14 protein-coding genes are annotated in these 14,129 nt (G+C 67.6%); 4 read left to right on the top strand and 10 right to left on the bottom strand.

Annotated elements, in window-relative coordinates; all coding sequences use genetic code 11:
- Positions 1-23 precede the first annotated feature (23 nt).
- From E5S69_RS01420 to E5S69_RS01405, 4 genes are all read right to left on the bottom strand, one after another.
- Entirely contained in the window at positions 24-2,303 is a 2,280-nt protein-coding gene (locus E5S69_RS01420; protein ID WP_171513232.1) for a xanthine dehydrogenase family protein molybdopterin-binding subunit, read from the bottom strand.
- The gene (locus E5S69_RS01415) at positions 2,300-3,400 is read right to left on the bottom strand and encodes an FAD binding domain-containing protein (protein WP_171513231.1); all 1,101 of its coding nucleotides are present in this window, start codon (positions 3,398-3,400) and stop codon (positions 2,300-2,302) included. Before E5S69_RS01415 ends, E5S69_RS01420 begins: the two co-directional genes overlap by 4 nt.
- Positions 3,397-3,939 (bottom strand): (2Fe-2S)-binding protein, encoded by a 543-nt coding sequence (locus E5S69_RS01410; RefSeq protein WP_171513230.1) that lies wholly within the window; start codon positions 3,937-3,939, stop codon positions 3,397-3,399. Before E5S69_RS01410 ends, E5S69_RS01415 begins: the two co-directional genes overlap by 4 nt.
- A 154-nt stretch (positions 3,940-4,093) precedes the next feature.
- Positions 4,094-5,068: a helix-turn-helix domain-containing protein gene (locus tag E5S69_RS01405; protein ID WP_236901210.1), complete on the bottom strand. Its 975-nt coding sequence runs from the start codon at positions 5,066-5,068 to the stop codon at positions 4,094-4,096.
- Between the two features lie 238 nt (positions 5,069-5,306).
- On the opposite strand from E5S69_RS01405, the gene E5S69_RS01400 reads away from it, so the two are divergent.
- From E5S69_RS01400 to E5S69_RS01385, 4 genes are read left to right on the top strand one after another with little or no spacing between them, the layout of a single operon-like run.
- Positions 5,307-5,651, top strand: coding sequence for a hypothetical protein (locus tag E5S69_RS01400; protein WP_171513228.1), 345 nt, complete (start codon positions 5,307-5,309; stop codon positions 5,649-5,651).
- Positions 5,641-6,300, top strand: a complete 660-nt coding sequence (locus E5S69_RS01395) for a Dabb family protein (protein WP_171513227.1) — start codon at positions 5,641-5,643, stop codon at positions 6,298-6,300. Before E5S69_RS01400 ends, E5S69_RS01395 begins: the two co-directional genes overlap by 11 nt.
- Positions 6,297-7,175, top strand: coding sequence for an SDR family NAD(P)-dependent oxidoreductase (locus tag E5S69_RS01390; protein ID WP_171513226.1), 879 nt, complete (start codon positions 6,297-6,299; stop codon positions 7,173-7,175). The genes E5S69_RS01395 and E5S69_RS01390 overlap by 4 nt, the downstream gene beginning before the upstream one ends.
- A 5-nt stretch (positions 7,176-7,180) precedes the next feature.
- Entirely contained in the window at positions 7,181-8,179 is a 999-nt protein-coding gene (locus tag E5S69_RS01385; protein ID WP_236901159.1) for an NADP-dependent oxidoreductase, read from the top strand.
- Between the two features lie 26 nt (positions 8,180-8,205).
- On the opposite strand, the gene E5S69_RS01380 is transcribed toward E5S69_RS01385, so the two are convergent.
- From E5S69_RS01380 to E5S69_RS01355, 6 genes are all read right to left on the bottom strand, one after another.
- Positions 8,206-8,829 (bottom strand): 2-hydroxychromene-2-carboxylate isomerase, encoded by a 624-nt coding sequence (locus tag E5S69_RS01380; RefSeq protein WP_171513225.1) that lies wholly within the window; start codon positions 8,827-8,829, stop codon positions 8,206-8,208.
- On the bottom strand, positions 8,826-10,148 hold the full coding sequence (locus E5S69_RS01375; protein WP_171513224.1) for an MFS transporter: 1,323 nt from the start codon (positions 10,146-10,148) through the stop codon (positions 8,826-8,828). The genes E5S69_RS01380 and E5S69_RS01375 overlap by 4 nt, the downstream gene beginning before the upstream one ends.
- A 39-nt stretch (positions 10,149-10,187) precedes the next feature.
- Complete coding sequence (locus E5S69_RS01370) at positions 10,188-10,967, bottom strand: aldolase (protein ID WP_171513223.1); 780 nt, start codon at positions 10,965-10,967, stop codon at positions 10,188-10,190.
- A 116-nt stretch (positions 10,968-11,083) separates the two neighbouring features.
- Positions 11,084-11,977: a LysR family transcriptional regulator gene (locus E5S69_RS01365; protein WP_171513893.1), complete on the bottom strand. Its 894-nt coding sequence runs from the start codon at positions 11,975-11,977 to the stop codon at positions 11,084-11,086.
- 166 nt (positions 11,978-12,143) lie between these two features.
- Positions 12,144-13,061: an SMP-30/gluconolactonase/LRE family protein gene (locus tag E5S69_RS01360; RefSeq protein WP_171513222.1), complete on the bottom strand. Its 918-nt coding sequence runs from the start codon at positions 13,059-13,061 to the stop codon at positions 12,144-12,146.
- A 70-nt stretch (positions 13,062-13,131) separates the two neighbouring features.
- Positions 13,132-14,112: a Bug family tripartite tricarboxylate transporter substrate binding protein gene (locus E5S69_RS01355; protein ID WP_171513221.1), complete on the bottom strand. Its 981-nt coding sequence runs from the start codon at positions 14,110-14,112 to the stop codon at positions 13,132-13,134.
- Positions 14,113-14,129 lie beyond the last annotated feature (17 nt).

The following is a 14,129-nucleotide window of genomic DNA, read 5'->3' as shown; positions in this document are numbered from 1 at the left end:
AACCGCCACGCGCGCCACGCCGGTCAACGGGCCATCACCTTGTCCGGCGTCATCGGCGTGCTGCGCAGCCGCTTGCCGGTGGCGTGATAGATCGCATTGCTGATCGCGGCGGCAACCCCTACCAGCCCGATTTCACCGACGCCCTTGGCGCCGAGGCTGCTGACCACGCGGTCGTCCTCGTCGACAAAGATCACGTCGAGGTCGCCGATGTCGGCATGCGAGGCGATGTGGTACTCGGCGATGTTGCGGTTCATGAAGCGGCCCAGCGCATGGTCGCTGTGTGTTTCCTCGTGCAGGGCCTGGCCGATGCCCCAGACCATGCCGCCGAGGATCTGGCTGCGCGCGGTCTTCGGGTTGATGATGCGCCCCGCCGCGACCGCGCTGACCACGCGCGCGACGCGCACGGTGCCGAGGGCTTCGTCCACGCGGACTTCGCAGAACACCGCCGAGTGCGCGGCGCGCGTGTATTTTTTCTGCTCCAGGAGATTCGGCAACTGCAGGAACGAGGCTTCGATCTGCGTACGCCGCGCCGCCTCCATGATGCCGGTCAGCGGCAATGACACATCGGGGCTGGCGCGCAGGCTGACCGTGCCCTGGTCGAACAGCAGGTCCTCGTAGCGTGCCCGCTCAAAGCCGGATCCCTGCATGCGCCGCGCCATGTGCCACAGCATCCGGCGCAACTTGTCGCATACGCCGTCGACCGCCGTGCCCACCGTGGCCACATGCGCCGAGCCGCCCTCCACCGTGGCCAGCGGCAGGTCCGAGTCGCCCAGCACGAAGGTCACCTGCTCCAGCGGCAGGCCCAGCGACGCGGCGGCGATCTGGCTCATCACGGTCAGCGTGCCGGTGCCGATATCGGTGGCGGCGCTGGCTACCTCGAGCCGGCCGTCGGCACGGAACACGGCGCGCGCGCGGCTGAACATCTGCAGCGCGTCCCAGGTGCCGGTGGCCATGCCCCAGCCGATCCACTCGTGGCCATCGCGCATCGAGCGCGGCCGTGGCGGCCGGCCGGCCCAGCCGAACCGTTGCGCGCCCTGCTCGTAGCAGGCCCGCAGTGCCTTGCTCGAGAACGGCAGGCCGGTGGCCCCGTCGCATTCCGCGTAGTTCCTGAGGCGCAGCGCCAGCGGGTCCATGCCGACCGCATAGGACAACTCGTCCATCGCCACCTCGATCGCATGCACGCCGTGGGCGGCGCCCGGCGCGCGCATGTCGGCGGGGGTGGGCTGGTCCAGCTCGACCAGCTTGTAGTCCTGCCGGCTGTTCTCGGACGCATAGAGCTGCGTGGACCAGTTGACCACTACCTCGACGTAGTGCTCCATGCGCGAGGTCTCGGCCACGGCTTCGTGGATCACGCTCACCAGCTTGCCATCCTCCCGGGCCGCCAGCCGCACGCGCTGCCAGGTCTCGGGCCGGTGGCAGAAGGTGAACATCTGCGGCCGCGTCAGCACCACGCGGACAGAACGCTCCAGCGCCAGCGACGCCATCACCGCCAGGATCAACTGGTACTGCGGCCGCAGCCCCGAGCCAAAAGCGCCGCCGACGTACTCGTTGCGCACCGTGACCTTGCGCCCAGGCAGCCCGAACACGCGCGACACCATCCAGCGCACGTTCTGCGAGCCCTGGGTCTTGTCGTGGATGGTCAGGTGGCCGTCGCCGCCGCGGACCACCGTGGTGGCGTGCATCTCCATCGGATTGTGGTGTTCCACGCCGCTGTAGAACGCTGCGTCGACCTTGCAAGGCGCGCGCGCGAAGGCGGCGTCGGCATCGCCACGCGGCTTCGGCGGGCTGGAATAGCCCATCTTGAAGCGCTTGGGCTTGCCGGCGCGGTCAAGGTGTTCCAGCAGGCTGGTCTGATGCGGCCCTGCCTCGTAGTGCGCGCGCACCAGCGTGGCGGCATAGCGTGCCGCCTCGAAGGTCTCGGCCACCACCAGGGCGATGGGCTGGCCGCTATACCAGATGCGCGCATCGTGCAGCGGCTTGAAGGGCGAACCGGCGGGGGCGGCCATGTCCTTGTAGAACAGGTCGAGCGAACGCACGCGCGGGTGGCGCTCATGGGTCAGCACGTCGATCACGCCCGGCACCGCCAGCGCGGCGCTGCAATCGATCGACACGATGCGCCCGCGCGCAATGGTGCTGTTCACCACCACCCCGTGCGCGAGGTCGAACGCGGCATGCTCGGCGGCATAGCGGGCCGTGCCGGTGACCTTGGCCACGCCGTCGATGCGTGATACCGGCGCGCCGATGGCGACGGGGCCCGTGCCGGGCCGTGCGCGCGGCGCGCATTGCGGGATCGGATCGTTCATGGCAGGTCCTCCTCGCGCAACGCGTCTTCGCCGGTATTGCTCAGCACGCCGGCCGCGGCCATCTCCAGCGCGCGCACGATCGCGCGCTCGGCCAGCGCAATCTTGAAGCCATTGCCGGGCAGGCTCTCCGGCAGCGCCGGGCCGCCGCAGGCGCGCGCATCGCGCAGCAGGAAGCGGGCCGTGGATTCGAAGTGCTCCGCGCTGGCGCGCCCACTCTGCAGCTGCGCCTCGGCCCCGGTATCGCGCCACGGCTTGTGTGCCACCCCGCCCAGCGCCAGCCGCGCGGCGCGCACGGTGCCGTCGCCGGCCAGGTCCAGCGCGGCCGCCACCGACACCAGCGCGAACGCAAACGACGCGCGCTCGCGGATCTTCAGGTAACAGGCATGGCGCGCAAACTCGGCGGCGGGCGGCAGCACGATGTGGGTGACCAGTTCATCGGGACGCAGCGTGGTGTCAATCTCCGGGCGATCCCCCGGCAGGCGATGGAACTCATGAAACGGAATCTCGCGGCGGCCGCTGGCCGACGCCACGTGCACCACCGCTCCCAGCGCGGCCAGCGCCACGCACATATCGGACGGATGGGTCGCGACGCAATGCTCGCTCGCGCCCAGGATGGCATGCTGGCGCGCCAGCCCGGTCGCCGCCGGGCAGCCGGTGCCAGGCTCGCGCTTGTTGCAGGGCACGCCCGGATCGTAGAAGTAATAGCAGCGCGTGCGTTGCAGCAGGTTGCCGCCGTTGGTGGCCATATTGCGGATCTGCGGCGAGGCGCCTGCCAGGATCGCCGCACGCAGCAGCGGATATTGCGCGCGCACCAGCGGGTGCTGCGCGGTATCGGCGTTGCTGGCCAGCGCACCGAGCTTCAGCCCGCCTTCCGCGGTGGTTTCGATCATCCGCAGCGGCAACTGCCTGACGTCGACCAGCGCGGCCGGATGCATCATGCCGCCCTTGACCAGGTCGATCAAATTGGTACCGGAGGCCAGGAAGTGCGGCGCGTGGTCATCGCCAAGGCTTTGCGCGCCGGCGGCCTGCTGCGCCGCGGCGATCGACTGCAGCGCGGCTTCCACCGTGGTCGCGCGCTCATAGCGGAACGGGTTCATGACAGCTCCTGGTCGCGGTCGGCCAGCCGCGCGACTTCGGCAATCGCTGCCACGATCTGCGCATACGCGCCGCAGCGGCACAGGTTGCCGCTCATGCGCTCGCGAATCTCCTGCCGGCTCGCCGGCGGATGCTCGTTCAGCAGGCCCAGCGCGGAGCACAGCTGCCCGGGCGTGCAATAGCCGCACTGGAACGCGTCGTGGTCGATAAAGGCCTGCTGCAGCGGATGCAGCGCGCCGCTGTCGCGGTCGGCCAGCCCCTCGACCGTGGTGATGTCCGCGCCGTCATAGGACACCGCCAGGCACAGGCAAGACTTCATGCGCTTGCCGCCGATCAGCACCGTGCACGCACCGCACTGGCCGTGATCGCAGCCCTTCTTGGTGCCGGTGAGTTGGAGCTGCTCGCGCAGCAGGTCGAGCAGGATCACCCATGGCGCCAGCAGCAGGTCGTGGGTGATGCCGTTGATGTGCAGGGTGGTTGGGATCTGTTGCAGTGCGCCGGCCTGCGATGCCGGGGGAGCAAGCGGGTCTTCCAGTGCCATGGGCGGCCTCCGCTGGGTCACGTGCCAAGGGAAATGAACGGAGGCAGCAAGCGTCATGCCATCGGCGGCGAAAGCTGCGCGGGGTCGCATCCGGTCAGTGCGTGCCGCCGTGCCGGGGGCGTTTGCACATATTGCCTCCCGGCTTGTGCACGAATTACCGCAGTCCGGGCGGTTTCCCTGCGCTCGCGCGCCTGAACTGCGTTGGCGCAAGTCCGGTCCAGCGCTGGAAGGCGCGGCGGAACGCTTCTTCGCTGGCAAAGCCCAGTTGCTCGGCGATCCTGCCCACGGTCCAGCCGGTGGTCCGCAAGCATTGCTCGGCATATTCCTGCAAGCTGTGTTCGCGCAACTGCCGGTAGCTGCTGCCGTCCGCCGCGAGCCGGCGGCGCAGCGTCGGTTCGCTGACTTCGAAGCGAACTGCCAGCTCGCCCAGCGTCGGTAGCCGCGTGCCATGCACCAGCGCTGCATGCAGCGTGCCGCGCACTTGCTGGCTCAGCGAAACCACCTCGACCGGCGCCCCGACCAGCCGGTAAGGCAGGTCATGCAGGAACGCATCGAGCTCCGCAGGCTGGCGCACGACCGGCCGCTCGAGCAACGCCGGGTCGAATTCGAAGCCGTAGGCGGGGCAGCCCGCCATCACGGGCGCATGGAACCAGCCCAGGAAAGGCAAGGCATCCTCGCGCCGCGGATGCGCCAGACAGACACGGCTCGGACGGATCGGCTGGCCCACCAGCCAGCCGAACAGCAGCAGGTAAAAGAAGAGCCCGGTCAGGTCCACCAGGCAGGCCGCGGACGATTGCACACGCCGCCGCGAATCCATGTGGAAGACCGCCTGGCCGGCGCGTTGCCCGAGGCTGAGCACGCCGGCGCGCGGATACAGCATCGCGCAGAAATCGGCCGCGCAGCAGATTGCCTGCCGCAGCGTCTGGCAGCTCAATACGCACCGGCACAGCAGATCCACTTCCTGCTTGCGCATGGGCGGATGGCCGTCGCCTTTGGCGACCAGCGCCTCCAGCCGCTCGATCGCGGCGCGATAGAGGGCGGTGAACTGCGCGGGCCGCGGCGGATCGGCACCGCCAGCCGGGACCTCGAGGCCCTGTCGTTTCAGTTCATCCAGCAACCGCTGCACCATGCCGTGCGGCACAGGGACGGGACTCCCCGGGATGTGGGCATTCATGGGTGCTTGTCCTGATGGCTTCGGTAGCGGTGGTTGATCGTGCGGGTAGGGGTCCGTTGCCGGCGGGCCTTCCATAATCATCCCGGCACTTCCCTGGCGCGCAGCAGGTGGCGTACGGCCCGGGCCATGGAGGTTGCCATGCGCGCCCCGCCATGCCTATACGGGACAACCCATGAGATGACGCCACACCGCCATGATCCACATACTCGATGAAATCGTGCTTGCGCCCGGCAACCTGCCCGCCGTGCTTGACCTGCTGGAATGCCAGTACCTGCCGGGCAGCGCCGCCAGGGGCCTGGCGCTTCTGCATCGCTGGGTTGCGCCGCCGGTGGCGCTGGAGGATGCGCCCAATACCTTGTGGCTGCTGTGGCAAGTGCCGGATGCGCCAGCCTACTACGCCATGCGCGCCGGCATTGACGGCCCCGCGCTCGCTTTCTGGTCGACCGTCGGCTCCCTGTGCGAAGCGCGCCGCCGCCACGTGATGGCCCCGGCGACTAACGCGCTCCCGCAGCCGAAGGAGTCTTGCGATGCGCCTTGAGACTGCCCAGCTCCGCTTGCTCGCCGGCATGCCCGCCGCGAGCCATGCGCCGGAGCAAGCCCTGCTTGAGCGCGTTGCAAAGCTGCCCGGCCTGCAGCGTGCGGCGGTCAGCCGCAACCTGCCGGGAAGCTGGGGCGCCGGCGACTACACGCTCGACCTGCACTTCCACCCCGCCCCTTCCGGCGCGCCGGCGGGTGCCGCGGGCCTCGCCGCCGCGCTGGACGGCATCGCAACGGTCGATCACGTCGCCTATCGCGCGATCTCGGCTGGAACGCGCGCCCCGCAATTGCGCGACGGCATCTGGCGCACGCTGATGTTCCGGGTCCGCCCCGCAGCCCCGGACCGGCAGGTCCGCGCCCTCGAGCAGGACCTGCTGCGAATGCCGGCGTACATGCCCGGCATCCGCAACTGGCGGCTGGCCCGGGTGGTGTCGCCGGGCACGTGGACCCATGTCTGGCAGCAGGAGTTCGCCAGCGTGGACGACCTGTTGGGCGAATACCTGATGCACCCGTTCCATTGGGGACGGGTCGACCGCTGGTTCGACCCGGAGTTTCCGCAATGGACGGTCGAGGCGATCTCGCATGCCTTCTGCCCGCTGGCGACCAGCCTGATCGCCAACCCCAACCGCAAAGAGGAAACCGCACCATGAACGGACCCGGGAAACTGACAGGAAAGATGGCGCTGGTGACCGGCGCCAGCCGCGGCATCGGCCGCGCCATCGCGCAGCGCTTCGCGGCCGAGGGCGCACTGGTCGTGGCGAGCGCACGACACGTCGGCCGCTCCGCGGACGAGCCTGGCACGCTGGCCGAAACGGTGGCGCTGATCAGACAGCAAGGGGGCCGGTGCATGGCGCTGGCGGCGGATCTCGAGGATCCCGCGCAACGCGACCGCCTGGTGTCGGAGGCAGCCGAGGCAGCGGGCGGACTGGACATCCTGGTCAACAATGCCGGCCTGGCGGATTACAGCCCCATCGACGCGATGCCGCTGGACACCTTCGACCGGACCGTGGACCACTACCTGCGCATCCCGTTCGTGCTGAGCCGCGCGGCGATCCCGCTGATGCGCGCACGCGGTGCGGGCTGGATCCTGAACCTGGGCTCGGTCACGGCGCTGTCGCCGGCGCGCCCCTACCAGGTCTTTGACCGCACCGGCGGCGTTACCGCATACGCCGCCGTGAAGGCGGCCATCAACCGGTTCACCGAAGGCCTTGCCGCGGAACTGGAGATGGACGACATCGCGGTCAATTCCGTGGGGCCAAGCACCGCGATCCGCACGCCAGGCAGCGCCCGCTATATCCCCGAAGGCTATCCCACCGAGCCCGTGGAATACTTGGTGGAAACCGCGCTGGCGCTTTGCAGCGTGCCGGCACGGCTGCATACCGGCCGGATCGCCCATAGCCTGCACTTCCCCCGTGCGCACGGACTGGAGGTGCGGACGCTCGATGGCAAGGGCGTGCTGCCGCCGCCTGTCATCCCGGCCTGGGCGCATCCGGCGCTGAGCCAGCCCGAACTGTCGTCAAGGTAAGACTCATGGAAGACAACATGCGCGCGGTCCTGATCGACCGGCACGGCGGTTCCGATGTGATCCGGCTTGGGGAGGTCGCAAGGCCAACGCCAGCGGCCGGCGAAGTCCTGATCCGCGTCGCCTGCGCCGGCGTGAATCCCGCGGACTGGAAGTGCCGCGAGGGGTATCTGAGCCACTTCATGCAGCCCCGCTTTCCGTTCGTGCTCGGCTTCGATGCCAGCGGCGTGGTGGCCGCGGTGGGGGCCGGCGTCACCGACTTCGTCCGCGGCCAGCGCGTGTTCGCGCAAACCGGGGTCGGCGCCGGCAAATGGGGATCGTTTGCCGAGTACGTTGCCGTCGGTCAGGATTGCGTGGTGCCGATGCCCGACAACCTGGACTTCGCCGAAGCCGCAGCAGTCCCGACGCCGGCCCTGGCTGCCTGGACCGGGCTCTTCGACGACGGCGGACTCGGCCCAGGCCAGTCCGTGCTGGTGCATGGCGGCGCCGGTGCGGTCGGCACCTTTGCCGTGCAACTGGCCAAAGCCGCCGGCGCAACCGTCGCCGCCACCTGCAGCGCGGCACGCCGCGACGAACTCATGGCGCTCGGCTGCGACCTGGCCATCGACTACCGCGGCAGCGATATCGGCGCCGCCATGCGGGCATGGGCCCCGGCGGGCGTCGACCTGGTGCTGGATACGGTGGGCTGCGGCAGCCTGCCGATGGGGCTGGACCTGCTCAGGCCGGGCGGCATCCTCGTGGCCGTCCTGACGCTGGTCAGCGGCGACCCCGGCCCCGACACCGCCGAGGCCGCGCGCCGCGGCCTGCGCACCGCCGTCGCCTTCAGCAAGATGCCCAGCGGCGCGCGCCTGGGGGAGATCGCGGCGCTGCTCGACCGCGGGCGTTTGCGGCCGCCTCGCATCGCATGCCTGCCGCTGGAGCAGGCCGGGCAAGCGCTCGACCTGGTCCAGTCAGGCAAGGCAGCCAGCAAACTGGTGCTGCGCGTCGCCGGGCCGTGGCATGGGTGAAGGACCGCGCCGGGCGGCGCGGCGGCTCATCCCGCGCGGGCGGGCCTGCGTGCCCGTACCGCATCTTCGAGCATGTCGAGCCGGTCCTGGCCCCAGAACAATTCGCCGTCGAAGATACAGCTGGGAGAGCCGAAGACGCCTGCACTGACGGCCTCATCCGTGTAGCGCCGGTAAAGCATCCCCGTTTCCTTCGCGCGTGCCAGCTTTATGACGCCGCTGCCATCGAGGCCGAGGCGGGCAAGGATCGCTTGCAGCGTGTGCTCGGAAGCGATGTCCAGCTCCTCGCACCATTCCGCCCGGAGAATCGCCTTGTAAAGCTCCAGGACGGGCAGCCCCAGTTCATCGGCAGCGATGACGATACGAGAAGCGAGTTCCGCGTCAGGACACATGTACCTGGGCATGGGGTTCACGTAGATCCCCAGCTTCCTGCACCATCGCTCCAGTTCGACGATCCGATATCGCTGCCGTTCCGGTGAACGCTGTCCCAGTTGCAGGCCTCCCGTACGCGCATACACCGCGGGAAGATCGACGGGCTTGTACCGGATTTCCACACCCGTGCGGCGTGCCAGTGCCTCCAACCTGTCGGCGCCAAGGTATGCCCAGTCGGAATTCAGCCAGAAGTAGTAGTCGATATGCGCACGCACGTTCATACATGCTCTCCCTTGGCCAGCGCGACAGCATGGCTTGCCCCGTTCACATCGCGCATGAGTGCCGTACTGACAAAGGCAATCACGCTGAGTGCACCCAGGTACCAGACGATGTACGAGGGATCGCCGCCGCCATGGTTCAACAGAGACGTCGCCACGATGGGTGCCAGGCCTCCGCCGATCGCACCCGAAACCTGCACCGCGATCGAGATGCCGCTATAACGGACTTCGGCGGGAAACTGGGCAGAGAACAGGCTGCCTTCAGGTCCGTAAAGGCAGGCGTAGACCAGGCCGATTGCGACGGCCATGGCAATCGTGATATTGCCTGGCTCGAGCGTCTGCAGCAGGGCGAAGAACTGCGGCGCAAAGACCAGGATCCCTGCTGTGCCGGCCATGAATACCCACTTGAAACTGAAGCGGTCACCCAGGATCCCGAACAGGGGCATGGTGAACATCGCGACGGCAGCGCCCCAGACCGTGGCGTCGAGCATCACGGTCTTGGGTATGCCGAGCGTTCCCGTAGCGTAGGCCAGGGCAAAGGTCACAACGGTGTAGAACCACGTGACTTCCGCCAGGCGCCCCCCGATCACGGTCAGGACCTGGCGCGGATAGCGGCGCAACACGACCAGGGCCGGCATTTCGACCTTCTCGCCAGACTTTTTCATCTGCTCGAAGTCCGGAGACTCGCTCACCTTTGCACGGATGAACCAGCCTACCGCGAGCAGGACCACACTCGCCAGGAACGGCACGCGCCACCCCCATGTCAGCATGTCCTGCTCCGGCAGCGTGGCGACCATGCCCAGCGCCAGCGAGGACAGGATCAGGCCTGGCGCCACCCCGGCCTGCGGCAGGCTGCCAAAGAAGCCCTTCTTGCCTTCGGGTGCGTGCTCGACCGCCATCAGTACCGCGCCACCCCACTCGCCCCCCACGGCGACGCCCTGCAGAAAACGAAGCAGTACCAGCGCCACCGCGGCCCAGTAACCGATGCTGTCGTAGGAAGGGATGAGGCCAATGAGGATGGTCGGGATCCCCATCATGAACAGTGTGATCAGCAGCATGGATTTGCGTCCGACCCGATCGCCAAAATGACCAAAGACGATGCCGCCCAGGGGACGCGCAAAGAAGCCGACCGAGTAGGTGGCGAAGGCCGCCAGGGTCCCGGTCAGGGGATCGAACGAGGGAAAGAAAACCTTGTTGAAGATCAGGGCTGCGGCGGTTCCATAGAGGAAGAAGTCATACCATTCGATCGTCGTGCCCATCATGCTGGCCAGCCCAGCGGTAATGTAGTCACGGCGCGAGCGCCTTTTTTTTGTCGGGGTCATCGTCTTGTTCTCCTTGTCTGTCTAGCGGGTCTCGGCGCGTCATGGCTTTACGTAAGGCGCGATGCCATGCGTCTGGCGGGCCCAGTACGAGAACGTGGAGTTGACAATGGACGGCTTCAGCAGGTAGTCGTGCGCCTCCCTCGCCAGGTCGTCATTGACCGGCGTGAGTGGGCCGAAAGCCTGGGCCCGGATTTGCATACGGGCGGCGCGTTCCAGATAGACCGACAGATAGGTCGCCTCTTCACAGGTCTTGCCCGCCGTCAGATAGCCGTGGTGCGCGAGGATGATCGCCCGCTTGTCACCCAGGGCCTCCGAGATGATGACGCCCTCCTGGTCTGCAATGGGAACCCCCGGCCAATCACCGAGGAACGCGCAGTCGTTGTGCAGGGGCGTCATGTCCATCTGCGCGATGACCAGGGGCTGGCGCGCGGCAGCCAGGGCGCTGGCCCACGGCGAATGGGTATGGATGATGGCGTTGACGTCTGGCCGGGCGTCGTAGACCCACAAGTGGAAACGCGTCGCCGGGTTGGGCATGCCGCCGCCACGCAGCGTGTTGAGGTCGCGATCGACTTCGATAAAGTCTTCCGGCGTCGCTTCGTCGAAGCCGAGGCCAAAACGCAGCGTCCAGTAAGCGCCCGGCCTCTCGGAACGGACACTGATCTGGCCTGCCAGGCCGGCCTCCTGCTCCGTCATGGCCAGGATGCGGCAGGCATAGGCCATGGTTTCCTGCGTGGTGCGCGACTGGCTCGGCAGGTGCTTCGCCATGTCGCGGGTGGCGCGCTGGTCGAAATACGACTTGTCTCTCAATGGGGCGTTCATACTGGTTGTCTCCGGATTTTCCCTTCGGCGAAATCTCCGAAGGGATCGGGAGCCAGTATGGGATTGGGGTCCCTGGCGTGCTATGGAGCCGCTTTCATAGCAGCTATTTCATGGCTTCACGTGTCCAGCGCCTTTGCAACCTGGAGCGCACATGCGAGCAGGGCCGCGGCCAGCGGAAATGGCTCGCGCCCGGCATGCGTCATCGCCACCATGCGCCGTTTCAATAGCGGCGCTTGGATCTTGACCTTGCTCAGGCCATATTCGGCCAGCAGCTTGTCCGGCAGGCGGCTGGGCAGGATGCAGGATCCAACCCCGGCGGAAACCAGCTTCAGCATGGCGTCCACGGTCTCCGCCTCCGCGACATAGGATCCCTTCAGTCCGGCGCTCTCCAGCATCCGTCTCAGGGCATATCCATGGGGGAAGGCAACCAGGCGAAGGTCGCGCTCGCGCAGGTCGACGCCCGGATCGTCCGGCACCTGGGCCATATCGCCCTTTTCCACCAGGCACATGGTATCGTCGAAGAGCGGATAAACCGCCAACGAGGCAGTGTCTACCGCCGTATCGTAGGCCACCCCCAGATCCGCCTTGCCGCTTTCCACCAGGGCCACGACCTCCTGCGAGCTGCGCCCCATCATCGAGAGATTGACGCCGGGATGCGCACTGACGAAGCTCGCCACCACATCGCCGATAAAGTAGTAACTGACCGTGTGGACCAGGGCCAGCCTGACCGTCCCCTCCGTACTGCCATACGCGTCCCGGATTGTATCCACGGCGTGGTCGATGGCGCGATAGGGTCCTTCGATCGCTGCCTGCAGCTTTTGTCCGGCTTCCGTCATGGCAACGCCACGCCCCGTTCGCGTAAATAACGCCTTGCCAAGGTGGGCTTCCAGCGCAGCCAACTGCTTGCTGACGCCGGATTGGGTCTGGTTCAGGTCATCCGCAGCCTTCGACAAGGATTTCAGCGAGGCAATACGCAAAAAGCTGCGCAGCAGGCGGTCTGGTGTTTCCATGTCGGGGCAGGTGGTTTTGCTGCAATTCTGCATTCAGCCTGGCCTTGGCCGCAACCGCGCTGCGGCGACGGCGCGGCGCGCTATGCAGTCGGGCAAGGCAGCCAGCAAACTGGTGCTGCGCGTCGCCGGGCCGTGGCTCGGGTGAAGGACCGCGGGTCCACCCATGTCAGAGCGGCCGCGGCAGCGTCACGCCAGGCACCGACATGCCGATGCGCAGGATCTCGCCCGCCGTGGAATCCGTGATGTAGAGCGTGCGCCGGTCCGGTCCGCCGAACGCCACATTGGTCAGCGAATGGCCGGGCGTGCCGCGGATGACCTCGACCGGCTCGGCGCGGTGGTTCAGCACCCAGACGTAGGCCAGGCCCGGGTTGGCAACCAGCAGGCGGCCATCGACGTCCATGGCAAGGCCATCCGGTCCGCTGGGCCCGTATGAGGTGAAGAACTGCCCGGCCTTCGACACGCTGCCGTCTTCCTGCAGCGGCATGCGCCAGACGCAGTTGCCGCGCGTGACGGCCACGAACAGGAAGCGCCCGTCCGGCGACAGCACGATGCCATTCGGGCTCGGGACATTGGCCAGCAGCAATTCGAGCCGGCCTTCGCGGCTGAGCCGATATACCCTGCCGGTGGGATCGTGCAGGCCGGTCTGGCCCTGATCGGTGAAATAGACGTTCCCGCGCGCATCCAGCGTCAGGTCGTTGACGCCCTTGAAGCTCTCGGTATTGCGGCGTGACAGGTATGGCCGGACGGTGCCGGCGCGCAGGTCGACTTCCATCAGCCCGTTACGGTAGTCCGTGACCAGCAAGGACTCCGGACCGAGGAATTTCATGCCGTTGGGTTCGCCGTCCCATTCGGCAACCAGGTCCCAGCCACCTTTGGGGTCGATCCTGAAAATCCGCCCGTTCGGGATATCGGTCACATACAGGTTGCCCTGATCGTCGGTGACGGGGCCTTCGAGGAAGGCGTCGATCTCGCGGCCGCCCTGGTTCGCGCGGGACCAGTCGCTTTGCCGCGGACGGCGGTAGCGGGCCGGAAGGCTGGAAAACGGCTCAGCTTCCCGGATGACCGGTGGATTCAGCAGAAACATCTCGTGACCTCCGTGGATTGTCGCGCAGCCTTGCCAGGCCTGGGGCCGATCCCGGCCTGGCTGCCGGAGCCTACTGCTTCTGGAACCCTGTACCTTGTGCCACCTTGCCCCAGAATGCGGTCCGGCTGGCCACTTCGGTGCGGAAGGTGCCAGCGTCCCAGTAGCCGGGCTCGGCGCCGATGCTGTCAGCATAGGCGCGCATGTCCGGCGTGGCCATGGCCCTGGACACTTCTTTCTGCAAGCGCCCCATCACTTCGGCAGGCGTCCCCTTGGGTGCCCACAGCCCGGTGAAGTTGGTCACGCCGAACCCGCCGACCCCGGCTTCGGCGAAGGTCGGCACGTTTGGCAGCGCAGGCAGGCGTTTGGTGCCGCTGACGGCCAGCACCGACAGCTTGTTGCCCTTGACCTGCCCGATCACGCCCGGAATGGAGGCCATCTGGAAATCGACGGTGCCGCCCAGCAGCGCGACGGTGGCCTCGCCCGCGCCCTTGAACGGCACGTGCATGAAGTGCGCCCCCGCGGCGAGGCCCAGCGCTTCGCTGGCAAAGTGCGGGGTCGAGCCCGCGCCGCCGGAACCGTATGAGACCTTGTCGTCGGCCTTCGCCGCGGCAATCAGGTCGGCCAGCGTCTTGTACTTGCCGCCGGCCTTGACCACCACGCCCATCGGCGCGAACACGTATGCCGCCACGGGCTGCAGGTCCTTTGCCGGATCGAAAGGCAGCGCCTTGAAGATGTGAGGCAGCAGAGCGTAGGTCGTATCGTTGGCCAGCAGCGTATAGCCGTCGGGCGCGGCGCGCGCGACCTGCGCCGTGCCGATCGTGCCGGTCGCGCCGGCCTTGTTTTCCACATAGAAGCTCTGGCCGGTCTGCTCCGAGAGCCGCTGCGCCATCTTGCGCGTGACCACGTCGACGGCGCCGCCCGGTGGATAGGGAACGATGATCCTGACCGCCTTTGCCGGCCAGGCTTGCGCTTGCGCAACCATCGACATGGCGGCCAGGGCGGCCAATGCCAGGCCCCGGAGCTGCCAGGATGCGCGGATTCTCCTGTTCATGCTGTCTCCATTTTGCG

The organism is Cupriavidus necator (assembly GCF_013141915.1).
Taxonomy (GTDB): Bacteria; Pseudomonadota; Gammaproteobacteria; order Burkholderiales; family Burkholderiaceae; genus Cupriavidus; species Cupriavidus necator_B.
The sequence above is the reverse complement of the archived record's forward strand: the minus strand, read 5'-3'. Positions and strand labels throughout refer to the sequence as shown.

Coding starts and splice junctions, on each gene's coding strand:
- E5S69_RS01355 (WP_171513221.1), bottom strand. CDS start 14,112: ATGAACAGGAGAATCCGCGCATCCTGGCAGCTCCGGGGCCTGGCATTG.
- E5S69_RS01420 (WP_171513232.1), bottom strand. CDS start 2,303: ATGAACGATCCGATCCCGCAATGCGCGCCGCGCGCACGGCCCGGCACG.
- E5S69_RS01365 (WP_171513893.1), bottom strand. CDS start 11,977: ATGGAAACACCAGACCGCCTGCTGCGCAGCTTTTTGCGTATTGCCTCG.
- E5S69_RS01415 (WP_171513231.1), bottom strand. CDS start 3,400: ATGAACCCGTTCCGCTATGAGCGCGCGACCACGGTGGAAGCCGCGCTG.
- E5S69_RS01405 (WP_236901210.1), bottom strand. CDS start 5,068: ATGGTGCAGCGGTTGCTGGATGAACTGAAACGACAGGGCCTCGAGGTC.
- E5S69_RS01395 (WP_171513227.1), top strand. CDS start 5,641: ATGCGCCTTGAGACTGCCCAGCTCCGCTTGCTCGCCGGCATGCCCGCC.
- E5S69_RS01360 (WP_171513222.1), bottom strand. CDS start 13,061: ATGTTTCTGCTGAATCCACCGGTCATCCGGGAAGCTGAGCCGTTTTCC.
- E5S69_RS01390 (WP_171513226.1), top strand. CDS start 6,297: ATGAACGGACCCGGGAAACTGACAGGAAAGATGGCGCTGGTGACCGGC.
- E5S69_RS01385 (WP_236901159.1), top strand. CDS start 7,181: ATGGAAGACAACATGCGCGCGGTCCTGATCGACCGGCACGGCGGTTCC.
- E5S69_RS01375 (WP_171513224.1), bottom strand. CDS start 10,148: ATGACCCCGACAAAAAAAAGGCGCTCGCGCCGTGACTACATTACCGCT.
- E5S69_RS01380 (WP_171513225.1), bottom strand. CDS start 8,829: ATGAACGTGCGTGCGCATATCGACTACTACTTCTGGCTGAATTCCGAC.
- E5S69_RS01410 (WP_171513230.1), bottom strand. CDS start 3,939: ATGGCACTGGAAGACCCGCTTGCTCCCCCGGCATCGCAGGCCGGCGCA.
- E5S69_RS01370 (WP_171513223.1), bottom strand. CDS start 10,967: ATGAACGCCCCATTGAGAGACAAGTCGTATTTCGACCAGCGCGCCACC.
- E5S69_RS01400 (WP_171513228.1), top strand. CDS start 5,307: ATGATCCACATACTCGATGAAATCGTGCTTGCGCCCGGCAACCTGCCC.